General features: G+C 71.7%; 20 protein-coding genes. 12 read left to right on the top strand and 8 right to left on the bottom strand.

What is annotated here, in order from left to right; all coding sequences use genetic code 11:
* Positions 1-102: 102 nt before the first annotated feature.
* Positions 103-2,730, bottom strand: coding sequence for a pyruvate, phosphate dikinase (gene ppdK, locus AB0B35_RS30625; protein ID WP_361051834.1), 2,628 nt, complete (start codon positions 2,728-2,730; stop codon positions 103-105).
* Between the two features lie 237 nt (positions 2,731-2,967).
* Between ppdK and AB0B35_RS30620 the strand changes: the two genes are divergently transcribed.
* The 5 genes from AB0B35_RS30620 to AB0B35_RS30600 all read left to right on the top strand — a co-directional run bounded on the left by AB0B35_RS30620 (position 2,968) and on the right by AB0B35_RS30600 (position 8,909).
* The gene (locus AB0B35_RS30620; RefSeq protein ID WP_361051832.1) at positions 2,968-4,149 is read left to right on the top strand and encodes a cytochrome P450; all 1,182 of its coding nucleotides are present in this window, start codon (positions 2,968-2,970) and stop codon (positions 4,147-4,149) included.
* 303 nt (positions 4,150-4,452) lie between these two features.
* Positions 4,453-5,268 (top strand): M23 family metallopeptidase, encoded by an 816-nt coding sequence (locus AB0B35_RS30615; RefSeq protein ID WP_361051829.1) that lies wholly within the window; start codon positions 4,453-4,455, stop codon positions 5,266-5,268.
* A 406-nt stretch (positions 5,269-5,674) separates the two neighbouring features.
* The gene (locus AB0B35_RS30610) at positions 5,675-6,760 is read left to right on the top strand and encodes a sugar ABC transporter substrate-binding protein (protein ID WP_361051826.1); all 1,086 of its coding nucleotides are present in this window, start codon (positions 5,675-5,677) and stop codon (positions 6,758-6,760) included.
* Between the two features lie 92 nt (positions 6,761-6,852).
* Positions 6,853-7,671 (top strand): ATP-binding cassette domain-containing protein, encoded by an 819-nt coding sequence (locus AB0B35_RS30605; RefSeq protein ID WP_360538391.1) that lies wholly within the window; start codon positions 6,853-6,855, stop codon positions 7,669-7,671.
* Entirely contained in the window at positions 7,671-8,909 is a 1,239-nt protein-coding gene (locus AB0B35_RS30600; protein WP_361051819.1) for a sugar ABC transporter permease, read from the top strand. Before AB0B35_RS30605 ends, AB0B35_RS30600 begins: the two co-directional genes overlap by 1 nt.
* A gap of 13 nt (positions 8,910-8,922) precedes the next feature.
* Here the strand turns inward: AB0B35_RS30600 and AB0B35_RS30595 are convergent, their stop codons facing one another.
* Together AB0B35_RS30595 and AB0B35_RS30590 are read right to left on the bottom strand one after the other, a co-directional pair.
* Entirely contained in the window at positions 8,923-9,126 is a 204-nt protein-coding gene (locus AB0B35_RS30595) for a hypothetical protein (protein ID WP_360538395.1), read from the bottom strand.
* Positions 9,123-9,935, bottom strand: a complete 813-nt coding sequence (locus tag AB0B35_RS30590) for a hypothetical protein (protein WP_361051816.1) — start codon at positions 9,933-9,935, stop codon at positions 9,123-9,125. The genes AB0B35_RS30595 and AB0B35_RS30590 overlap by 4 nt, the downstream gene beginning before the upstream one ends.
* 134 nt (positions 9,936-10,069) lie before the next feature.
* On the opposite strand from AB0B35_RS30590, the gene AB0B35_RS30585 reads away from it, so the two are divergent.
* Entirely contained in the window at positions 10,070-10,591 is a 522-nt protein-coding gene (locus AB0B35_RS30585) for a SigE family RNA polymerase sigma factor (protein WP_360538399.1), read from the top strand.
* Positions 10,588-11,460, top strand: coding sequence for a hypothetical protein (locus AB0B35_RS30580; protein WP_361051813.1), 873 nt, complete (start codon positions 10,588-10,590; stop codon positions 11,458-11,460). Before AB0B35_RS30585 ends, AB0B35_RS30580 begins: the two co-directional genes overlap by 4 nt.
* A 50-nt stretch (positions 11,461-11,510) precedes the next feature.
* Here the strand turns inward: AB0B35_RS30580 and AB0B35_RS30575 are convergent, their stop codons facing one another.
* The 3 genes from AB0B35_RS30575 to AB0B35_RS30565 all read right to left on the bottom strand — a co-directional run bounded on the left by AB0B35_RS30575 (position 11,511) and on the right by AB0B35_RS30565 (position 14,362).
* On the bottom strand, positions 11,511-12,371 hold the full coding sequence (locus AB0B35_RS30575; protein WP_361051810.1) for a hypothetical protein: 861 nt from the start codon (positions 12,369-12,371) through the stop codon (positions 11,511-11,513).
* A gap of 66 nt (positions 12,372-12,437) precedes the next feature.
* Positions 12,438-13,058, bottom strand: a complete 621-nt coding sequence (locus AB0B35_RS30570; RefSeq protein WP_361051807.1) for a response regulator transcription factor — start codon at positions 13,056-13,058, stop codon at positions 12,438-12,440.
* Positions 13,055-14,362 carry a sensor histidine kinase gene (locus AB0B35_RS30565; protein WP_361051804.1) on the bottom strand — a complete coding sequence of 436 codons (1,308 nt, stop codon included), beginning with the start codon at positions 14,360-14,362 and terminating at the stop codon, positions 13,055-13,057. Before AB0B35_RS30565 ends, AB0B35_RS30570 begins: the two co-directional genes overlap by 4 nt.
* A gap of 533 nt (positions 14,363-14,895) precedes the next feature.
* Between AB0B35_RS30565 and AB0B35_RS30560 the strand changes: the two genes are divergently transcribed.
* The 4 genes from AB0B35_RS30560 (at position 14,896) to AB0B35_RS30545 (ending at position 18,801) form a co-directional block, all read left to right on the top strand.
* Positions 14,896-15,981, top strand: a complete 1,086-nt coding sequence (locus AB0B35_RS30560) for an alpha-hydroxy acid oxidase (RefSeq protein WP_361051801.1) — start codon at positions 14,896-14,898, stop codon at positions 15,979-15,981.
* Positions 15,982-15,996: 15 nt separating this feature from the next.
* Positions 15,997-17,337 carry a PLP-dependent aminotransferase family protein gene (locus AB0B35_RS30555; protein ID WP_361051798.1) on the top strand — a complete coding sequence of 447 codons (1,341 nt, stop codon included), beginning with the start codon at positions 15,997-15,999 and terminating at the stop codon, positions 17,335-17,337.
* Between the two features lie 116 nt (positions 17,338-17,453).
* Positions 17,454-18,083, top strand: a complete 630-nt coding sequence (locus AB0B35_RS30550) for a helix-turn-helix domain-containing protein (RefSeq protein WP_360538413.1) — start codon at positions 17,454-17,456, stop codon at positions 18,081-18,083.
* 4 nt (positions 18,084-18,087) lie between these two features.
* On the top strand, positions 18,088-18,801 hold the full coding sequence (locus tag AB0B35_RS30545) for an SRPBCC domain-containing protein (protein WP_361051795.1): 714 nt from the start codon (positions 18,088-18,090) through the stop codon (positions 18,799-18,801).
* Positions 18,802-18,906: 105 nt separating this feature from the next.
* Here AB0B35_RS30545 and AB0B35_RS30540 read toward each other — a convergent pair whose 3' ends face one another.
* Together AB0B35_RS30540 and AB0B35_RS30535 are read right to left on the bottom strand one after the other, a co-directional pair.
* Positions 18,907-19,842: an alpha/beta hydrolase gene (locus AB0B35_RS30540; protein ID WP_361051792.1), complete on the bottom strand. Its 936-nt coding sequence runs from the start codon at positions 19,840-19,842 to the stop codon at positions 18,907-18,909.
* A 15-nt stretch (positions 19,843-19,857) separates the two neighbouring features.
* Positions 19,858-21,156, bottom strand: coding sequence for an ATP-grasp domain-containing protein (locus AB0B35_RS30535; protein WP_361051789.1), 1,299 nt, complete (start codon positions 21,154-21,156; stop codon positions 19,858-19,860).
* Between the two features lie 168 nt (positions 21,157-21,324).
* Between AB0B35_RS30535 and AB0B35_RS30530 the strand changes: the two genes are divergently transcribed.
* Positions 21,325-22,917, top strand: coding sequence for an MFS transporter (locus tag AB0B35_RS30530; RefSeq protein WP_361051786.1), 1,593 nt, complete (start codon positions 21,325-21,327; stop codon positions 22,915-22,917).
* Positions 22,918-23,027: the final 110 nt, after the last annotated feature.

Below are 23,027 nucleotides of genomic sequence, written 5' to 3'. Positions count from 1 at the left end.
GCGCCGCCCTGGCCGGACTCGACGCCCTGGGCGCGACGGCAGACGCGAAGTCCGTGCTCAGCCACCACGCATGCGTGGTGGAAGGCGCCCTTCCTTTCCAGGTCAGAGGACGGCGCGGCCGGCTTCCAGGCGGGCGACGGGGACGCGGAACGGGGAGCAGGAGACGTAGTCCAATCCCACCTCGTGGAAGAAGCGCACCGACTCGGGGTCGCCGCCGTGCTCGCCGCAGACGCCGATCTTCAGGTCCGGCCGCACCTGGCGGCCCTCCTGCACGGCGATGCGCACCAGCCGGCCGATGCCGTCGCGGTCCAGCGTCTCGAACGGCGACACCCCGAACACGCCCAACTCCAGGTACCGGCTGAAGAACGAGCCCTCCACGTCGTCGCGGGAGAAGCCCCAGCCCATCTGGGTCAGGTCGTTGGTGCCGAAGGAGAAGAAGTCGGCCGCCTCGGCGATCTGGCCCGCCGTCAGCGCGGCCCGGGGCACCTCGATCATCGTGCCGATCGGAGTGCCGGACATGCCCTCCTCGGCGAGGATGCGCTCGGCGTCGGCGCGTACCGCCTCCAGTTCCTGCACCGCGCCCACCAGCGGCACCATGATCTCCGGCCGGGCGTCGCCGCCGTCGGCGCGGACCTTCGCCGCGGCCTGGGCGATGGCCCGCACCTGCATGCCGAACAGGCCCGGGATGACCAGCCCGAGGCGTACGCCGCGCAGCCCCAGCATCGGGTTCTGCTCGTGCATCCGGCGCACCGCGGCCAGCAGCGCCTCCCGGTGCGGGTCGGGCTCCTTCGCAGTGGCGACCTCGACGGCCAGCTCCTCCAGCGGCGGCAGGAACTCGTGCAGCGGCGGGTCGATCAGCCGGATGGTGACCGGCAGCCCGTCCATCGCCCGGAAGATCTCCGCGAAGTCGTCGCGCTGCAGCGGCAGCAGCGCGTCCAGCGCCCGCTGCTGCTCGGCCTCGCCGTCGGCCAGGATCAGCCGCTCCACCATGGCCCGGCGCTCGCCGAGGAACATGTGCTCGGTGCGGCACAGGCCGATGCCCTGCGCGCCGAACCGCCGCGCCCGCGCCGCGTCGGAGCCGGTGTCGGCATTGGCGCGCACGGCCAGCCGACGGCGCTCGTCGGCGTGCGTCAGCATCCGGTGCACGGCGGCGACCAGCGTGTCGGCGTCGGCGGGCAGCTCGCCGTCGAAGTAGCGCACCACCGGGCTGGGCCGGACCGGCACCTCGCCGAGGTGGATCGCCCCGCTGGTGCCGTCGATCGAGATCAGGTCGCCCTCGCCCACGGTGACGTCGCCGACGGTGAACCGCTTGCCGGCCAGGTCCACCTCGACCGCCTCGGCGCCGCAGACGCAGGTCTTGCCCATGCCCCGGGCCACCACCGCGGCGTGCGAGGTCTTGCCGCCACGGCTGGTCAGGATGCCCTGTGCCGCGATCATGCCGGGCAGGTCGTCGGGATTGGTCTCCCGGCGCACCAGGATGACCTTCTCCCCCTTCGCGGCCCGCTCGACCGCGTGCGCGCTGTCGAACACCACGTGCCCGACGGCCGCGCCCGGTGAGGCCGCGATGCCCTTGGCGATCGGCTTGTCGACCGCCGAGTCGTCGAAGGTCGGGAACATCAGCTGGGCCAGGCGCGCCCCGCTCTGCCGGCGCAGCGCCTCGTCGAGGTCGATCATGCCCTCGTCGACGAGCTGCGACGCGATGATGAACGCCGCGGCCGCGGTGCGTTTGCCCACCCGGGTCTGCAGCATCCACAGCTTGCCGGCCTCGATGGTGAACTCGATGTCGCACAGGTCGCGGTAGTGGCCTTCGAGCGTGGACATGATGCCCATCAGCTCGTCGAACGACTTCTTGTCGAGCTGCTCCAGCTCCTGCAGGGGCACGGTGTTGCGGATGCCGGCGACGACGTCCTCGCCCTGGGCGTTGGCGAGGTAGTCGCCGTACACGCCGCGGGCGCCGGTGGCCGGGTCGCGGGTGAAGGCGACGCCGGTGCCGGAGTCGGGGCCGAGGTTGCCGAAGACCATCGCGACGATGTTCACGGCGGTGCCCAGGTCGGCCGGGATGCGCTCCTGGCGGCGGTAGAGCACGGCGCGCTCGGCGTTCCAGGAGTCGAAGACGGCGTTGACGGCGAGGTCCATCTGCTCGCGCGGGTCCTGCGGGAATTCGCGCCCGGTGTGCTCGGCGAAGATGGCCTTGAAGGTGTCCACCAGGCCGCGCAGCTCGGCGGCGTCCAGCTCCACGTCCGCGCGCGAGCCCTTGACCCGGTCCATGGCGTGCTCGAAGGCGTCGCCGGGCACGTCGCACACGGTCTTGCCGAACATCTGGATGAGCCGGCGGTACGAGTCCCAGGCGAAACGCTCGTTGCCGCTGCGCGCGGCCAGCCCGTGCACGCTGGCGTCGGTCAGCCCGACGTTGAGCACCGTCTCCATCATGCCGGGCATGGAGAACTTGGCTCCCGAGCGCACCGAGACCAGCAGCGGGTCCGCGGGGTCGCCGAGGCGGCGGCCCATCGTCTGCTCCAGCGCGGCGAGGTGCGCGCCGACCTGCTCGGCCAGCTCGGCGGGCGGGCTGCCCGCGGTCAGGTACTCGCGGCAGGCGTCGGTGGTGATGGTGAACCCGGGTGGCACGGGCAGGCCGATCCGCACCATCTCGGCGAGGTTCGCGCCCTTGCCGCCGAGCAGATCCTTGAGGTCCTTGTTCCCCTCGGCGAAGTCGTACACGTACTTCGTCATTGCGACCTCCCGCGTAGTGACCTCGACAATCAGTCTTGCGCGGGACCTTAACGGCCGCTCAGGGAATTTAGGAGGAGCTGGTGACGTATGGCACATGCATCGACAGTTGTGCCGTTCGCACGGTTTTCGGGGAGCGTTCCCACGCGCACTACCGCGCATACCCACCCCGATCGGGTGACATTCGGCGAGGCTCGAAGGGGGCGGCCGAAACGGACATCGATTGCTAACGTTCGCAGCATGCATCCGTTCGGTCCTGAAGCGACGTCCGCCCCCCATCCGGTCTACGCACGGCTGCGCGAGGAGGCTCCCGCGCACGAGTTCGCCGTGGCCCCGAACTTCAACGCCTGGCTGATCACCCGGCACGACGACGCCCGCCGCGCCCTGAACGACCCCCGGCTGAGCAAGAACGTCTCGGGCGCCCCGATCCGCACCAGCGGCGGCTGGCCGGTCGAGCTGCGCGCCGCGATGGACTCGCACATGCTCAGCAACGACCCGCCCGCGCACACCCGGCTGCGCCGCATCGTCTCCTCGGCGTTCACCGCCCGCCGCATCGCGGACCTGCGCCCCGACGTGCAGCGCATCTCCGACGAGCTGCTCGACGGTTTCGCCGGCCGGGACGAGGTCGACCTCATCGGCGAGTACGCCTTCCCGCTGCCCCTGGCGGTCATCTGCGAGCTGCTCGGGGTGCCGATGGACGACCGGGACAGCTTCCGCGCCTGGTCGAACACCATCATCGCGAGCGCGCTGGCGCAGGGCGACGCGCTGGCGGCCGCGACGGCGATGAACGACTACGTACGCGAGCTGGTGGAGCGCAAGCGGGCCCAGCCCGACCAGGCGCTGCTGTCCGCGCTGGTCACAGCGGCCGACGACGGCGAGCGGCTGACCGAGGACGAGCTGACCTCGCTGGTGTTCCTGCTGCTGCTCGCCGGGCACGAGACCACCGTCAACCTCATCGGCAACGGCGTCTACCTGCTGCTGAGCCACCCCGAGGAGCTGGCGCGGCTGCGCGCGGACCGCAAGCTGCTCTCCCCCGCCATCGAGGAGTTCCTGCGGTACGAGAGCCCGGTGAAGACCGCGACCCTGCGGATCGCCACCGAGCCGGTGGAGTTCGGCGGAGTGACCGTGCCGGCCGGGGCGGTCGTCATGGTCAGCCTGCTGTCGGCCAACCACGACCCGCAGGCCTTCGCCGACCCGGAGCGCTTCGACCCGGCACGCACCGACAACCAGCACCTGGCGTTCGGCCACGGCATCCACTACTGCCTCGGCGCGCCGCTGGCCCGGCTGGAGGGCGAGATCGCGTTCAACGGCCTGCTGGACCGCTTCCCGAAGCTGCGTGCGACGCGGCCGCTGGACGAGCTGATCTGGCGTCCGGGAGCGCTGCTACGCGGCCTCGATCGGCTACCGGTCATGCTGAGCTGAAATTTCCCCCAAGATCAAAGCTCCATTTCGTGGTGATTTGGCCGTCCGAGTGGAGCTTTGATGGGATAAAACAACGCCTCCCTGAGGCGATCCCGTAGGGGAAAATGCCAGCAATTCGGACATGCTGTGATGCAGATCACAGTGTGGCAAGACGTGATGAACCGGCCAGTAAGCCCCTAGAAGGGGAGGAAAGTTCACCCATCAGGACGGATGATTCCTGACCGCGGTGGTGAGTCCAGTCACTGAGCAGGCAGTATGGGCGCTCCCGAATCAAAGGTGATGACGGAAAGGCCCCCAACCCCCGTGACTTACTTCAGACGTGGCAAGCACAGCGTCCCCGGCAACCTCGACAAGAGCCGTGACCGCCTCGCCCAGACCGGCGGAATGGTCCGCGGAGGCCTCGCCCGGCACTCCCGCCAGGCACTGGCCATCACCGCTCTCGCGGGTGTCAGCGCGTTCGGCCTGATCGCCGGTGCCGCCAATGCCAACGACAACGACTCCACCCCCGCCGACGCCGCCAAGGCGATCACCAATGTCGCGACCGTCGACGCGCTCGCCGAGCGGCAGTACGTCGCCGAGGACGCAAGCCGGTACCAGCGCTCCACCCCCGTGGAGACCACCACGACCAAGCCTGCCACCACCCCGCCCAAGAAGCCGACGGTGACCAAGCCGAAGCCGGCCACGGTCAAGACCGCGCCGAAGCCCGCCGCGGCTCCCCGGCCGGCGTGGATGATCCCGATGAAGGGCGCCCAGGTGACGTCCTGCTTCGGGCAGCGCTGGGGTGTGCTGCACGCCGGCATCGACTTCGCCATGCCGAGCGGCACCCCGATCCGCGCCGTCGGCGCGGGCACCGTGGTCAGCGCCGGCTGGGCGTACAGCGGTTACGGCATCTCGGTCGTGGTCGACCACCACAACGGCTACCTCACCCACTACGCCCACATGTCGCAGGACAAGGTGTCGGTCGGTGACGAGGTCAAGGCCGGCGACATCCTCGGCCTGGAAGGCTCCACCGGCGACTCGACCGGCCCCCACCTGCACTTCGAGGTGCACAAGGGCATGTGGAACCAGATCAACCCGGACGGCTGGCTGGCCGACCGCGGCATCCAGACCTCCTGCTGAACCGCCCATCCCCATACCCCCATCCCTCCCCCGACGAGAGGCCCGGATCCCTGATCCGGGCCTCTCGCTATGCCGCCTTCCGGCCGCCCTGCCCGAAGGAAGGGCACCTTCACATCGCTATGAGTAGAGGAACGTGCCCTTCTTAACGCGGACCGTTCGAGCCCCCGGTGATGATCGCTGTCCGCGGTCAGATAGTGCGGTGGGACCGCAGATCATGACCGTAGACAGCGATCATGACGCGCGCCCGCAGGTCCGAGAGCGGCCGTCGGCGGGCCGCCGACGACGCTGAGGATCGCCTGAGAATTCGCGAACCAGGACATATGCGTAATAGGTGAGTTATAGGATCGTTCGTATTCGCCTATCCCGTGCCGACGCGCCCGGCGAGCCGGCCGTGAAGGAGGTTGGCATGTCTTCGCGGCGTCTGGCAGTCGCCATCACCACCGCGGTCCTGCTCGCCGTCGGGGCCGCCGCCTGCGAGAGCGGCGACTCCGGCGGCAAGGCGGGCGGCGGCAAGATCGCACTGCTGCTGCCCGAGTCGCAGACCACGCGGTACGAGCAGCACGACCGGCCGCTGTTCGAGGCCAAGGTCAAGCAGCTGTGCCCCGACTGCGAGATCATCTACAGCAACGCCCAGCAGGACCAGAGCCGCCAGCAGCAGCAGGCCGAGGCCGCGCTCAACAACGGCGCGCAGGTGCTGGTGCTCGACCCGGTCGACGGCGCGGCCGCGGCCACCATCGTGTCGCTGGCGAAGTCGAAGAACGTGCCGGTGATCTCGTACGACCGGCTCATCCAGAACGCGCCGGTCGACTACTACATCTCCTTCGACAACGAACGCGTCGGCCAACTGCAGGGCGAATCGCTGGTGAACCGGCTCAAGGAGCTGGGCAAGACGTCCGGGAACATCGTGATGATCAACGGATCGCCGACCGACAACAACGCGAAGCTGTTCAACAAGGGCGCGCACTCGGCGCTGGACACCTCCGGCTTCAAGACCGTGCCGACACCCGACTTCTTCACTCCCGAGTGGAAGCCCGAGAACGCCCAGAAGTTCATGGAGGGCCAGATCGCGCAGCTCGGCAAGGACGGGTTCGTGGGGGTGTACGCCGCCAACGACGGCACCGCCGGCGGCGCGATCTCCGCGATGCGGGCCGCGGGCATCACGCCCGTGCCGCCCACCACCGGCCAGGACGCCGAACTCGCCGCGATCCAGCGCATCGTCGGCGGCGACCAGTACATGACCGTCTACAAGGCGTTCAAGCCCGAGGCCGAGCAGGCCGCCGAGGTGGCGGTCGCCCTGGTCAAGGGCGAGAAGCCGAGCACCGACCGGACCGTGAACAACGGCGCGGTCGACGTGCCGTCGTTCCTGCTCGAACCGCAGGCGGTGACCAAGGACAACATCAAGCAGACCGTGGTCGCCGACAACCTCTACACCGTCGAGCAGATCTGCACCTCGACGTACTCGGCCGCCTGCCAGGCCGCCGGCCTGACCTGACCTGGCCTGTCACCGGGCAGGCGTTAAGAAGGGCACCTTCCTCTACGTATGGCGATGTGAAGGTGCCCTTCCTTTCCTTGGGGGTGAGTGGGGTGCGGGAGCCGATTCTGGCGTTGCGGGGGGTCAGCAAGCGGTTCGGCGCGGTGCAGGCGCTGAGCGAGGTCGACCTTGAGGTGTACGCCGGGGAGGTGGTGGCGCTCGTCGGGGACAACGGGGCGGGTAAGTCCACGCTGGTCAAGGCGATCTGCGGGGTGAGTCCGCCGGACACGGGGACGGTGACGTTCGCGGGGCGCGAGGTGCGTGTCGAGACTCCGCACGCGGCGCAGGAGCTGGGCATCGCCACCGTCTTCCAGGACCTGGCGCTGTGCGACAACCTGGACGTGGTCAACAACCTGTTCCTCGGGCGGGAGCTGCGGCGGGGGGCGGCGCTCGACGAGGTCGAGATGGAGCGGCGCAGCGGCAAGCTGCTGCGGGAGCTGGCAGCGCGGATTCCCAGCGTGCGGCTGCCCGTGGCAGCGCTGTCCGGCGGGCAACGGCAGACCGTCGCGATCTCCCGTTCGCTGCTCGGCGACCCGAAGGTGGTGCTGCTCGACGAGCCCACCGCGGCGCTCGGCGTGGCGCAGACCGCGCAGGTGCTCAACCTCATCGAGCGGCTGCGGGACCGGGGCCTGGGCGTGGTGCTGATCAGCCACAACATGGTCGACGTACGCGCGGTCGCGGACCGGGTGGCGGTGCTGCGGCTCGGCCGCAACAACGGCGAGTTCCGCATCCACGACGTCACCAACGAGCAGATCATCGCCGCGATCACCGGGGCGACCCAGAACGTCGTCTCCGAGCGGGTGGCCCGGCTGCGCGAGCAGACCGCCGGTGACGACCCGCTGGCGGCGGGTTCGGCGGAGGGCGGTGCCTGATGGCCGATCCCCTGACCGGACCGGCGGTCCCCCCGCCGACCCCGGCGACCGAGCTGAGCAGCCCGAAAGAGGCGGTCGGCGGCTGGCTGCAGACGCTGCGCACCGGCGATGTCGGCTCACTGCCGATCATCATCGGGCTGATCCTCATCGTGATCGTGTTCCAGAGCCTCAACCCGACCTTCCTCAACGCGTTCAACCTGGTCAACCTGTGCCTGCAGATCGCCGCGCTGGGCATCATGGCCACCGGCATCACGCTGGTGCTGATGCTCGGCGAGATCGACCTGTCCATCGGCTCGGTGAGCGGCCTCGCGGCGGCGGTCCTGCTGGTCACCCACGTCAACGACGGGTTCGCGCCACTGCTCGCGGTGCTGCTCGCGGTGCTCGTCGGCACGTTGGTCGGCACGATCCAGGGCTCCATCTTCGCCAAGATCGGCGTGCCGTCGTTCATCGTCACGCTGGCCGGCCTGCTCATCTGGCAGGGCGTGCAGCTGCGGGTGCTCGGCGAGCAGGGCACCATCAACCTGCCCCCGGCCGGCACCCTGGTGCGCTGGGCCCAGTTCTCCTTCGTGCCCCGCTGGCTCGCCATCGCGCTGGCCGCCCTGATCCCCCTGCTGTACCTGCTGGTCAGCCTGCTGACCCGGCGTCGCCGGGCCGCCGCCGAGCTGCCCGTCATGCCGCTGTGGCTGCCGATCGCGGTCGCGGTGATCCTGTTCGTGCTGCTCCAGCTCGTCGTCGCGAAGCTCTACCTGGACCGCGGCGTGCCGTGGACCTTCGTGTTCATGGTGCTGGTGGTGGTCTTCTTCGACTGGCTGCTGCGGCGCACCGCGTACGGGCGCAAGATCTTCGCGGTGGGCGGCAACATCGAGGCGGCCCGCCGGGCGGGCATCAACGTCGACGCGATCCGCATCTCGGTGTTCGCGCTGTGCAGCACCCTGGCGGCGGTCAGCGGCGTGGTCGCCGCGATGCGGCTCGGCTTCGCCAACCAGCAGTCCGGCAGCGGCGAGACGCTGATCAACGCCATCGCCGCGGCCGTCATCGGCGGCACCAGCCTGTTCGGCGGCCGCACCCGCCGCTACGCCCCCCTGCTCGGCGCGCTCGTCATCGGCGCCATCGCCAACGGCCTCGAACTGCTGAGCCTGTCCTCCGACGTACGCCTCATCGTCACCGGCACAGTCCTGCTAGCGGCCGTCGTCATCGACGCCCTGGTCCAACGCTCCCGAACCTCCCACGGCCGCTGACCGACCGGCCGCGTCAGCCCTGGGTGGCCGGGTTCGGGAAGGGGCCGAGGGGGTGGTGGCCGGGAGGTGCGTCGCGGCGGGGGTCGGTTTCGGACTCGGTTTCGGCGGTGAGGTCTTCGGGGGCGGGCCGGGGCGGGAGTTCGCCGAATCTGACGTGGCGCAGGAAGGCCGACTCCTCGTCGGTGAACTTCTCGCCTGAGTACCGCTCGTCGGTCATGGCAGTGGGCCTTCCTCGGTGGGGACGCCGAACAGGCATACCGCCGCGGTGGCGTCGTCGCTGGCCTTCTGGCGGGGCCAGCGGATGCGGTCGGGGTCGGCGCGTTCGGCGGTGCGGGTCGCCGCGATGACGCCGGCGGGGCCTTCGCGGTAGCCGAGATCAAGGTAACCACGCCAGTCCAGCAGGGCATAGTCGGTGACGAGCAGGGCGGCGCCGTCGGAGGCCAGCATCGCGCCGCGTACGCCGTCGACCGTGCCGGTGATTGCGTGGGCCGCGGCCTCGGGCTCGGTGCGGGCGATCCAGTAACCGCCGGGGGTGTTGCGCTGGGACTGCTGGTCGGCGATGAAGCGGGCCAGGTCGTCACGGGTGCCGCGTTCGGCGGCGGCGGCCAGTTCGGGCGTCGCGAGCGCCTTCCACGAGTCGTCGATGACGGCGACGGGTCCGCCGGCGGTGTCCAGGACCACCGGGGAGTCGGCGAGCACCAGGTATTCCGCGCCCGTCGCCGTCTGCCGCACGATCGAGACGGTCGAGCCGGGTGAGCCCGGGTGGCGCAGGTCGCAGCCCGGGTGCTCGGCCGCCACCTCCTCGACGGCCAGCGCCAGGCCCTCGGCCAGCGGCGTCGGGCCGTCGAGCCGGCGCAGCAGCCGGGCGCCGAGGCGGGCCACGTACCAGGCGGTGCCGTGCACGCAGCCGGTCTGCGGGCTCTCGGTCAGCCCGTCGAGCAGCACGGCGAGCCGGGGACGGGCGTCGGCCCAGTCGAGGTTGACCGCGCCCGGGGTGGCCGGTTCGCTGGCGATGCTGACCCGCATGTTCCGCTCCGTTCCCGGCCGCGAGGTCGCCGCCGCAGGGTCCACCTTTCCATGATCGGCTGATGCCCGGGCGCCGGGTGTTACCTCCGCGCATCGCCAGAGCGTCAACAGGGGCATGGGTATGGGGAGAACACATGGCACCACCTGAGCTCGAACGCGGCTTCGCCGACTTCGTCGCGGCCCGGTCCGACGCGCTGCTGCGCAGTGCCTGGCTGCTCACCGGCGACGCCGGCCGGGCCGAGGACCTGCTGCAGACCGCACTGGCCAAGGCGTGGCGGCGCTGGGCGGCGGTCGAGCGCGCCGACAGTCCCGAGGCGTACGTGCGCCGGGTCGTCTTCACCACGTACGTCTCCTGGTGGCGGCGACGCTGGCGGGCCGAGACGCCGAGCGGGGAGCTGCCGGAACGGGCGGCGCACGGCGACCTCGCCGGGACGGTCGCCGCGCAGGACGCCGTCACCCGGGCACTGGGCCGGTTGTCACGCCGAGCGCGGGCGGTCGTGGTGCTGCGCTACGTCGAGGACCGGCCGGTGGTCGAGGTCGCCGAACTCCTCGGCAGCACCGAGGGCGCGGTCAAGGTGCTCGCGTCACGGGCGCTGGCGCAACTGCGCGCGGACCCGGATCTGCAGTCTCTCGTACTGGATGGAGCAAACGCATGACCGAACAGGACCTTCGCCGGATCGTGCTCGACGCGGTGCCGCCGCTGCCACCGCCGCCCGACCGGCTGGCGTCGGTGCTGCACCGCGCCCGACGGCAGCGGGCACGCCACGCCTCGGTCACCGCCGCCTTCGCCGTCACCCTGGCCGCCGCCACCGCCGGGCTGCTCGTCGGGCCGCGCGGCGCGCCGTTCGGCGTCGCTTCGTCGGGCAGCCCGGCGGCCCCGGAGCCGTCCCCGTCGGCGGCGGTCACACCGTCGGCCTTCCCGTCACCGGTGCCGTCGAACTTCCCGTCGCCGCTGCCGTCGAACTTCCCCTCGCCGTTCCCGTCGAACTTCCCGTCTCCGGCCGTGCCGAAGACCGTCGAAGGACGGCTGGAAGCGGCGTCGCTCGACGCGCTGCGCCGGGCCGCTCCCGGCGCGACACTGGTCGGAGATCTGCGCTTCCAGGACTCGTTCGCGGACAACGGCGAGTACGGCGCCATTCAGCTGATCAACGCCGCGGGCCGGAACGGCACGCTCACCATCGCCGCGCGACGCGCCACCGGCAAGGAGACCTGCGCCAGCGAGGTCGCGGCAGCCTGCACCCAGTCGACCGGGCCCGACGGCGAACGCATCCTGTCCGTGCCTGCCACCGGCGACGGCAGCACCGACGGCAGGCCCAACCGCGCGCTGGCGGTGCTCGTCGTCCGGCCGGCCGACAAACTGATGGTGATGGTGATCGTCGACAACGCCACCGAGATCCCGCAGTACCCGAGCGCCTCGCAGTACAGCCTGGAGAGCACTGGATACACCGGACAGCTGCCACCGCTCACGCTGGCCCAGGCGAAGGCGATCGCGCTGGCCGTCGCGGCGCGGACCGACCTGCCGTGACGGGGTGGTGCGGTCGGCAGCCCGCCGGCCGCGCCACCGGCCGCGGCCGGTCACCGCCGCAGCGGCGCTCCCTTGCCGACGCCCAGCAGGAGCACGACCAGGCCCACCGTGACGATCATGGCGATGAGCATCATGGCGTACATCGCCGACGGGAACATGCCCGCGCCGGGGACCTGGCATGCGCCGTACGACAGCAGGCCGCCGCCGACCGCGATGCCCGCCGTCAGCCGCACGTCCTGACCGCGCCACATCCTCCGGACCGCCATCATGAGCAGGCCCGCCGCGCCCAGCATGGCCCCCACCAGCAGCGCCACGATCCACGACGGGTCGGCGGGCGGCGGCTCGGAGGCCAGGCGCGGCGGCTCCTCGAAGTACCAGCCCTCGCCGCCTTTCGGGATGCCCAGGCGGTGCCAGACCCCGTTGACCGAGCGGTAGAGCAGCCCGTCCCGGCCGTTGGCGACGAAGACCACGTGGCCGCCGGGAACCTCCCGCACCACGACCGACCTCGACGACAGATGCTCGGCCCGGTCACCGAGCGCCGGATATCCCGCGGCGAGCTGCTCGTAGTCGTTTCCGCTGATCTCCCAGGCGGTGGTCCAGCCGGTGGCGTCCCCGCCCGACTCCACCCGCAGCAGCCCGGGCGCGACTCGGTAGCAGACCTGAACCGCGCAGCCGGAAGGCTGCGGGCCCACCAGGAAGACCCGTTCGGCCTCGCCCGTGATGCGGCCGTCGTGGTCGACGTTCCACCACCCGCCGTGATCCGCGCGGCTGCTCTCCACGTGCACGGCGACCAGGTCACGCCCGCCGTTCTGCACCCCGGTGACCTCGTATGTCGCAGGCTCGCCCCGCACCCCGCAGGCCGCGAGCCCACCCGTCAGCAACAGCGTCAGCGCCACCCGTGCCCATCGCATGGCGTCACTGTGGGGCCGGTCCGGCGACGCGGCAACACCACGCACGTATCGAACCGGAAACGATCCTCAGCGGATGACGCCGCGGCGGCGGCCCTCGGCGGTGGCGGCCGTCCGGTTGTCGACGCCGAGCTTGGCGAACACCTGCACCAGGTGGGACTTGACGGTCGCCTCGCTGATGAACAGCCGGCGGGCGATCGCGGAGTTGGAGTGGCCGCCCGCGACCAGCTGCAGCACCTGGGCCTCGCGCGGGGTCAGGCTGATGCCCGGGGCGCGCTCGCGCGACACCAGGCGCGTCGCCACCGACGGGGCAAGCACCGTCTCCCCGGCCGCCGCCGCGCGCAGCGCCCGCAGCAGGTCGGCCGGTTCAGCGTCCTTGAGCAGGTACCCGATCGCACCCGCCTCGATGGCCCGCAGGATGTCGGCGTCACTGTCGTACGTGGTAAGGATCAGCACGCGAGGGGGCTCGGGCAGTTCCCGCACCCGCGCGGTGGCCGCCGCGCCGTCGATGCCCGGACCGAGCTGCAGGTCCATCAGCACCACGTCAGGGCACAGCTCGCGGGCCAGGCGCACGGCCTCGTCACCCTCGGACGCCTCGCCGACCACGCGCAGGCCCGGGTCGGCCTCCAGCGTCGCGCGCAGCCCGGCCCGCACGATCGGGTGATCGTCCACCAGCAGCACGGTGATCACGGTTGAGCCTCCCCGGCGGCGGGCGTGCCGGACACGGAAACCACTCCGACAGCCGGCGTCACGTCGGCCGCGGTGCCGGTGGCCGGTGACATGCCGGCCGAGCGAGCGTAAGGCGGAGTGACCCCGGCCGAGCGCTCCACGACGGGCAACGGGACGGTGGCGCTGATCGCGGTGCCCTCGCCGGGTGTGGACTCGACCACGAGCACGCCGCCGACCTCGGTGAGGCGGCTGCTCATCGCGGCCAGGCCGAGGCCGGTGCCCGTGGACGGGGACGTCGCCGGGTGGCGGGGGTCGAAGCCGACGCCGTCGTCGGCGACGTCGACGCGTACCGCCGCGGGTTGGTAGGAGAGCGTGACCACGACGGTGGCCGCGCGGGCGTGCGCGCGCACGTTGGCCAGCGCGGCCTGGGTGACCCGCAGCAGTGCCACCGCCACCGGTGTGGGCAGCGGTCCGGTCTCGCCGTCGGCCACGAAACGGGCCTCGACGCCGAAGTGCCGGGCGTCGGCGACGGCACGCTCCAGCGCCTCGGGCAGCGAGCGGCCGGTCAGCTCGGCCGGGGCCAGCGCGCGTACCAGCCGGCGGGTGTCCTCCAGCGCGCCGCGGGCCGCGTGTTCGGCGACCTCCAGCTGCGGACCGGCGTCGGCGGCGTCGCGGGCCGAGCGCAGCAGCAGGATGATGCTGGACAGGTTCTGCGCGACGGTGTCGTGGATCTCGCGGGCGAGGCGCTCGCGTTCGGCGAGGATGCCCTCGCGGCGTTCGGTGGCGGCCAGCCGCTCCTGCGCCTGCGTCAGCTCGCGCACCAGGGTGGCGCGGGCCTCGCTCTCCCGGCGCAGCCGCCGGTAGACGGCCGTGATCACGATGGCGACGGCGGCGCCGAAGACCGGGCCGAGCACGGTGCCGGAGTCCAGGCCGCCGCGGTGCGCGCCCGCCGCGGCGACCGCGACGGCGGTCAGCGCGGCCGTGCCGGGCAGGCCAGCGCGGGGCGGCAGCAGTTGCAGGCAGAGCAGATACAGCGCGAACGCCAGCCAGACGAAGGACAGTGACAGCGACAGCAGCACGGTCCAGCCGGCGGTCAGCACGAGCAGCCACAGCAGCGCCATCCGGACTCCGGCGGCGCGGCGTGACAGCGCGATGCCCACCGCGTACCACGCGGCGACCGCGACGGTCGTGAGCAGCACCGCCAGGCGCTGCCCGCCCTCGGCCCACGCCTCGCCCGCGCCGATCGCCAGCAGCGCGGCGAAGAGCACGTGCTCGGCGCGGCGCAGCAGCGTCAGCGCGTCCTGGCCACGTCCCGCCCTGCTCATGGCGTCAGAGCGTAGCCGCAGCCGGGCGGGGGTTGCCGCGGCCGCCAGGGGCAGCGGCCGCGGGGCCGGGGCGCGGCGCAGGCCGCGCCCCGGTTCACAGATCGAATCAGGCGATGACGCCGTCGACCTCACGCTGGGCAACCTCGCGCTTGGCAACCTCGCGCTTGGCAACCTCCTTCTTTGCAACCTCCATGATCACACCTCCTCCTCGGGATCTTGAAGGGCGCGACACAGGGCGCTCCGATGTCTGCATGGTTTGCCACCGAAGCGCTCTAGTGGCGCGTTAGGGACTGTAGCGATTGTTGACTCCGCAGTGAAGTCCCTCAATATTGATCTTCCTAAAACGTGTCGCGAACTGTCCCAATAGACGGCTATGACTGTCGAGGTGCCGACACATCACGGGCGGCAATCATCGAAATCGGTACCTAAATCATTCTTACGACAATCACTTCCTAAAGATCGCTCGCTATTGTGCGGCATCGATCGACTCCTTTAGCGTGGGCCGCGGACGGGTACGACGCTGTGGAGGTCCGTTGCCGATCCTGTGCACCGACGACTACCGCGCCCTCGCCCGACCCCGGCTGCCCGCGGACGTCTGGGACTACCTCGACGGCGGCAGCGGCGCGGAGCTGACCCTGGACGCCAACCGCCGGCTGTTCGACCGCGCCGAACTGCGGCCCCGGGTGCTCGTCGACGTCTCGGTCTGCGACACCGCCGGCAAGCTGCTCGGCGACTCGCTGACCACGCCGATCGGCATCGCGCCCACGGCGTACCACCGGCTGGCCCACCCCGACGGCGAGGTCGCCACGGCCCGCGGCGCGCGCGGCGCGCTGTTCGTGGTGAGCATCTTCGCCAGCCGCAGCCTGGAGGACATCGCCGCGGCGGCGAACGGCCCGCTCTGGCTGCAGCTGTACTGGCTGCGCCGCCGCGCCGTGCTCGCCGAACTGGCCCGCCGCGCCCAGGACGCCGGCTACCGGGCGCTGGTGCTGACCGTCGACGCGCCGCGCATCGGGCAGCGGCTGCGCGACCAGCGCAACGGCTTCGCCGTCGACCCCGCGGTGCGGGCGGTGAACCTCGACGACGCGATCATGGCCGCCTCACACGAACACCGCGAAGGCGCCTCCGCCATCGCCACGCACGCGGCGCAGACCTTCGACCAGACCGTCACCTGGGCCGACCTGGCCTGGCTGCGCGGCCGGACCGAGCTGCCGCTGGTGCTCAAGGGAGTGCTCACCGCCGAGGACGCCGACCGCGCCGTCGAGCACGGCGTGGACGCGATCGTGGTGTCCAACCACGGTGGACGCCAGCTCGACGGCGCGGTGCCCGCGCTGCGTGCGCTGCCGGAGGTGGTCGCGGCCGTCGCGGGCCGCTGCCCGGTGCTGCTCGACGGGGGCGTACGCCACGGCCGCGACGTCTTCATCGCCCTGGCCCTGGGCGCGAGCGCGGTGCTCGTCGGCCGCCCGGCGCTGTGGGCGCTGACCGTCGACGGCGCGGACGGCGTGGCCGGGCTGCTGACCATGCTCACCGGGGAGCTGGAGCACACGATGGCGCTCGCCGGCCGACCGCGCCTGGCCGACATCGGCCGCGACGCGGTGCTGCTGCCCGACCGCCGCGACTGAACGGAGCACAGGACGATGGTGCAGGTTGCGGAGCCAGGCCCGCGCTCGCGAGCGGCGGGCAAGCCGGTGGAGCTGGTCAAGGAGGCGATGCACGCCTCGGTGAGCGACCCGGTCGCCGCCTCGATGAACTTCCTCAACGAGGTCGCCGGGCGCTACCCCGACGCGATCTCGCTGGCCGCCGGGCGGCCGTACGAGGGCTTCTACGAGACCGAGGACATCAAGCGCTACCTCGACGTGTACGTCGCGTACCTCGGTGACCAGGGCAGCACGCCGGAGCAGATCCGCCGCGCGCTGATGCAGTACGGCCGCACCAACGGCCAGATCCACGGGCTCATCGCCCGCATGCTCGCCGTCGACGAGGGCATCGACGTGCCCGCCGAGGCGATCTCGGTGACCGCGGGCTGCCAGGAAGCGATGATCATGGCGTTGCGTGGGCTGTGCGCGGGCCCCGACGACGTGCTGCTGGCCGCCGAACCGTGCTACGTCGGCATCACCGGCGCGGCCCGGGTGCTGAACATCGACGTGGTGCCCGTGCCGGAAGGCCCCGACGGGCTCGACCCGGCCCGGGTGGCCGAGGTCGCCCGCGCGGTGCGCGCCCAGGGCCGCCGCCCCCGCGCGCTGTACCTGGTGCCCGACTTCTCCAACCCGTCCGGCGGCTGCCTGGACCTGCCCGCCCGGCACGCGCTGCTCGACGTCGCCGCCGCCGAGGACCTGCTGATCCTGGAGGACGACCCGTACGGCCTGTTCGGCCTCGACGACCGCCCCCGGCCCCGGCTCAAGTCTCTCGACCGCGACCGGCGCGTGATCTACCTGGGCTCGTTCGCCAAGTCCTGCTTCCCCGGCGCGCGCATCGGCTTCATGGTCGCCGACCAGACCGTCGTCGACGCGACCGGCAACCGCACCCTGCTGGCCGAGGAGCTGTCCGCGATCAAGAGCATGGTCACGGTCAACACCTCGCCCATCGCGCAGGCCGTGGTCGGCGGCCTCCTGGTCGAGTCCGGCTGCAGCCTGAAGACGGCCAATGTGGACAAGATCGCCTTCTACCGCAACAACCTGCGCCGCCTGCTCGACGCCCTCGACCGGCACCTGCCCGCCCCCTGGCGCGACGAGGTCGGCATCAGCTGGAACGTGCCCGCCGGCGGCTTCTTCGCCGTCGTCGACGTGCCCATCCCCGCCGACGAGAAACTCCTGGAGATCTCCGCCTCCCGCCACGGCGTCCTCTGGACCCCCATGAGCTTCTTCTACACCGACGGCGGCCACCACTCCCTGCGCCTGTCCTGCAGCGGCCTGCACCCCGACACCCTCGAAGAAGGCGTCCGCCGCCTCGCCACCCTCCTCCGCGACTCCATAGCCTGACCCCCGCTCCCCACGCCCCGGCCCGCCCCGCGCGACCCGGGGCGTTTCCATGCCCGCTCTCCGCCGACCGGATTTCGCTCCTTGACAAGTTTTATTGTCGGTGTGAGAGTAGGGGCATGTTCGACGTAGGAGTGATCGAGGACGCGGCGGTGGCCGAGGTGTCGCTCGATCCGGTGCGGGCGCGGTTGCTGGCCGCGCTGGCCGAGCCGGGGTCGGCGACGACGCTGGCGGCGCAGGCGGGACTGACCCGGCAGAAGGTCAACCATCATCTGCGCACGCTGGAGAGTCACGGGCTCATCGAGTTGGTCGAGGAGCGGCGGAAGGGCAACTGCACCGAGCGGGTGCTGCGGGCGACGGCGGCGTCATACGTGATCTCGCCTGCCGCGTTCGCTGCGGTCGCGCCCGATCCGGAGCGTTCGCCCGACCAGCAGTCGGCGCGGTGGCTGCTGGCGCTGGCGTCGCGGCTGGTCCGCGAGGTCGGGGAGCTGATCACGGGGGCGCGGGCCGCGCGGCGGCCGCTGGCCACGTTCGCGGTGGACAGTGAGATCCGCTTCGCCTCGGCCGGTGACCGGGCCGCGTTCGCCGCCGAACTCACCGAGACGCTGGCCGCCCTGGTCAGCCGTTATCACGACGGGAACGCCACCGGCGGTCGGCGACACCGACTGGTCGTCGGACTGCACCCGAGCCTGCTGCTGCCGCGCGTCGACGGCGGCCACCCGACTGAGCAAGACACCGAGAAGGAGTAGAACCATGGGCAAGAACTTCGAGATCGTACGCGAGGGCGAGCTGCGGACCACCCCGGAGGAGTACTGGGACGCCGTCACCACCGGCAACGGCGGCTGGCTGTGGCCAATGGAGTTCGAGCCGCGGGTCGGCGGGGCGGCCGCGTTCGGCGGCACCGTCACCGAGTGGGACCCGCCGCACCGGCTCGCGTCCCGGATGGACGGCGACAACGGCTGGTTCAACCAGGTCGAGCACACCGTCGAGGGCCGCGACGGCGGCAGGACCTGGTTCCGGTACGTGCACAGCGGCGTGTTCACCGACGACTGGGACAACCAGTACGACGGCGCCGGCCAGCACACCGACTTCTACCTGCACACCCTCGGGCAGTACCTGGCCCACTTCAGCCGCCGCCCGGTCGTCTACCTGTCGACCGACGCGCCCGCGTCGTCGAACTCCGCCGGCGGCTTCACCACGCTGCGCGGCGCGCTCGGCCTGACCGGCGCGACGAAGCAGGACGACACGATCCGGACGGCGCTGCCGGGCGGTGAGACCGAGGCGGTCGTCGACTACCTGCACCCGAACTTCGTCGGACTGCGTACGCAGGACGCGCTGTACCGGTTCTTCGGCCGCAACGCGTTCGGCGCACCGGTCGGCGTGGCCGTGCACCACTTCGACGCGGCCGCCGACGCCGCGGCCGAACAGAAGGCCCTCGAGGAGTGGCTCCAGTCCGTCTACGCCTGACCCTCCCGCCCCGGTTCGCAACTCTTGAAGACTTGCGGCCTCCGAAGCACTCGGAGGCCGCGAGTCTTCAAGAGTTGTCGCAGGAGCGGGGGTCAGGGGACCGGGTCACGTGGTGAACCATCTGCGGAGCTGGTCGGCGGCTTGGGTGAGGGCGCGGCGGCCGGCGTCGAGTTCGCCGCCCATGCAGAAGAAGCCGTGCACCATGCCGTCGTACCGGGTCAGCGTCACCGGCACACCCTCGCGCCCGAGCCGGCGGGCGTACTCCTCGGCCTGGTCGCGCAGCGGGTCGTACTCGGCGGTGACGACCAGGGCCGGGGGCAGGCCGGCCAGGCTGTCCGCGCGCAGCGGCGAGGCCAGCGGGTTCAGCCCGTCCTCGGGGGTGGCCAGGTAGTTCGCCCAGTACCAGGCGACCGAGGTGGCGTTGAACAGGTACGGGTCGGTGCCCTCGCGCAGCGAGGCGGTGTGCGAGCGGTGGTCGGTGTTCGGATACACCAGCAGCTGCCCGGCCAGCGGCAGGTCGCCCTCCTCGCGGGCCAGCAGGGTGACCGCGGCGGCCAGGTTGCCGCCCGCGCTGTCGCCGCCGACGGCGATGCGGGCCGGGTCCGCGCCGATCGCGGCGGCGTTCGCGGCGACCCAGCGCACGGCGGCGTGGCAGTCGTGCACCGCGGCGGGGAACTTGTGCTCGGGGGCGAGCCGGTAGCCCGCGGCGACGACCAGGCAGCCGGCCGCGTTGGCGAGGCTGCGGCACACGGCGTCGGAAGTGTCGATGGTGCCCAGGGTCCAGCCACCGCCGAAGAAGTACACCAGCACCGGCAGCTCACCGCCGAGCACCGGGCGGTAGATCCGGATCGGCAGCGGCCCGCCGGGACCGTCGATCTCGCGGTCGACGACCTCGGCGACCCTCTCCGGGTCGCCGCCGGAGGCCTGGATCGAAGCCAGGTCGGCGGCGCGGGCCTCGTCCACCGACAGCGTGTACAGCTGCGGGGTGTCGCTGGCTTCGCGACGCGCGCGCATCGCCTGGACCTGCGGGTGCAGTGACATCGGGCTCTCCTGCGGTCAGCCGTCCACGGCGGCGGCGTGGACGAAGTCGGCGTTGCGGGGGTCGGCGAACAGCTCCCGCAGCGTCGGGGCCAGCGGCAGCACCTCGATGTGCTGCCGGAACCAGTCGGCCAGCTCGGTGAGCCGCCGCTGGGCGGTCGCGGCGTCGGCGGTGTGCACGGTGACCTCGCCCATGCGGGCGAACGTGTTCGCCGCGCCGCCCTGCACCCGCATGCCCTTGGGCACGAAGAGCCGGGCGTGCACCACGTCGGGCTGCGCCAGCACCTCCGCCACGCTCGGGCAGCCGAGCACGACCCCGGGCCGCAGCGGCAGGAACGTGGAGGCGATGACACCGTCGCGGACCCGCACCTCCGGTTCGCCGACCGGACCCAGCAGGGCGCGCACGCCGAATTCGGCCAGGTCGACGTCGTACTTGTAGCGGATCTGGTCGCTGATCGGGCCGCCCGCGCGGCGCGCCGCGCACTCGCTGAACACCAGGTCGCCGGTCTCGGGCCGGTGGAACAACTCCATGTGGAAGACGCCGTCGGTCAGGCCCAGCACCCGCAGGGCTCCGGTGATCAGCGGCATGGCCAGGTCGTATGCCTGCTTGTCGGCGACCGGGTCGAGGCAGAAGGTCTGCACCGGCGCCTTCTCCAGCACCGCGCTCAGGCACGGCTGGGCATACCGGCCCAGGCTGAGGAAGCGCAACTCCCCTCCGGACAGGAAGCCGTCGGCGAACCACTCCTCGCCCGAGACGAACTCCTCGACCACGAAGGTGCGCGCGGCGGTGTTGTTCGCCCGGCACTGGGCACTGATCCGGGCGAGGTCGGCGTCGCCCTCGACGACGAAGGTCGACTGCGTCGCCATCCCGGCCACCGGCTTGACCACGGCTTTCGGAAACGGCAGCCGGTACCCGGCAGGCAGCTCGCGGATGTCCTCGATGACCTCGCACGCGGTCACCGGCAGCCCGGCCTCGCGCAGCGCCCGCTTCTGCAGGAACTTGTCGCGGAACAGCGCCACCGTCCGCGGCGGCACACCCCGCGCGCCGAGCATGGCGGCCAGCGCGGCGGCGGTCATCAGCGCGGGGTCGTCGTAGGCGTAGACCGCGTCGAACGAGCCGGGCCCGAAGCCCGCCCGCAGCAGGCCGTTGACCGCGGCGTCGAGGCTCTTGTGGTCGTCGACGAACACGGTGCGCACGCCGGCGGGCAGCGGCAGCCAGCCGTCCTTGGTGGTCGCGCCGAGCAGCACGGTGGCGTCGACATCGGGGGCGAGCGCGGCCAGGGCGGGCAGGTCCGCACCCACCATCAGCAACCGCATCGGCCGACCGCCTCTCCCCGCCCGCGGCCCACCGCCCGCGGATCGAAGGTCACCGTATCGACGGCGACGGTGAGTGTCCAGAGCACCACCACTCGATACCTACGGATACTTCAATGTCGAGCTTTGCTGCTGGTACAAAGAACCCGACCGGCTTGAGAAGGAGTTCCGTTGTCCATCGCGACACCGCCGTCGCCCTGGCGCACCCGAGCGGCCATCCCCGGCCTGGTCGCCGCGGAGGCGATCTCGGTCATCGGCGGCCGGATGTCCTTCCTCGCGATCCCCTGGCTGGTGCTGGTCACCACGGGCAGCCCGGTCAAGGTCGGCGTGGTGGCGGGCGCGGAGACGCTGGCGTACGTGCTGAGCGGGGTGCTGGCCGCGCCGCTGCAGGACCGGATCGGCTCGCGGGCGACCTCGCTGCTGTCCGATGTCGGCAGCGCGGTGGTGATGGGGGCGATCGCACTGACCGGGCAGTTCGGCTTCGGTGTGCTGATCGTGCTGTCCAGCCTGGCCGGGGCGCTCCGGGCGCAGGCCGACCGGTCCAAGAACAACCTGCTCAAGCCGCTGATGGACGCCGCGGGCACGGACTTCACCCGGGTGTCGGCGGCCCGGGAGGGCGTGCTGCGCACCTCCGGGCTGATCGGGGCCTCGGTGGGCGGGGTCGCCATCGCCGCGTTCGGCGCGATCGGGGCGATCTGGGTCGACGCGGCGAGCTTCCTGATCGGCGCGGCGCTGGTCGCCTTCTTCGTGCCGGACCCGGCCCGCAAGGACGGCGAGCAGCCGAAACCCGCCCCGACCGAGCCCTACCTGACCGCGCTGCGCGGCGGGTTCACGTACTTCACCTCCGAGCCGCTGCTGCGGGCGGTGACCGGGATGCTGTTCTTCACCAACCTGTTCAACCAGGCCAGCGCCGTGGTGTTCGTGCCGATGTGGGTGCTGACGGTGCTGGACTCGCCGGTCGCGCTGGGGTCGGTCGCGGCGGCGTACGCCATCGGGATGATTGTGGGCAGTGTCGTGTTCGCGACTCTGGCGCCATACCTTCCGCGCTACAGCGCGCTGGTCTTCGGCTACTTCGTCGGCGGCGCGCCGCGCTTCCTGGTCTTCGCGCTCAGCGACAACCTGACCGTGATCGTCGTGGTGACCTTCATCAGCGGCATGGTGATGTGCTCGGTGAACCCGACCGTCGGCGCGGTCATCTACCAGCGGGTGCCCGGCCCGATGCTGGCCAGGGCGGGCGGCATCATCATGGCCGTGGCGATGGCCGGCATCCCGCTCGGTGGCGTGCTGGCCGGGCTGGTCGTGGAGCGGCTGGGTTTCGTCAACGGGGTGCTGCTGTCGTCGGTGCTGTACTTCGCGGTCACCCTGACCCCGGTCATCCGGCATCGGGTGTGGCGCGAACTCAACGACGCCGGGGCGCGCGGTCCGACCGCCGATCCGGCGGTGGCGCTGCCACGGGGGTACGGGCTGGCCGCGACCGCGCTCGGCCCTCGGGTCACGCTGCGCTACAGCGACGGCGAGTGGACGCTGCGTGCCAGGTCGGGGCTGCGCCGGCTGGCCCCGCGACGAGTGCTGCGCGCCAAGACCGCGGCCCACGCGCTGGCACAGCTCGACGCGCCGGCGGTGCACGAAGCCGTCCGCGAACTGGCGCGGCACGAGCACGACGGGGCCGGGCGCGAGGCGGCCCGGCTGCGCGCCGAACTCGCCCGGATGGAATTCGCGATGAGTCAGATAAATGTCGGATTGCGGCCCTCTCATCTGCCATGAAAAGCCCGAATTTTGGCTGGTCCATTCACGTATCGACAGACTTAAAGCGAGCATTGCAAGTGCATCGATCTCCTTGCTAGTCTCCGGATTCACCGGGTCCGTCGGGGGCG

Source organism: Catellatospora sp. NPDC049133, from assembly GCF_040648455.1.
Taxonomy (GTDB): domain Bacteria; phylum Actinomycetota; class Actinomycetes; order Mycobacteriales; family Micromonosporaceae; genus Catellatospora; species Catellatospora aurea.
The sequence above is the reverse complement of the archived record's forward strand: the minus strand, read 5'-3'. Positions and strand labels throughout refer to the sequence as shown.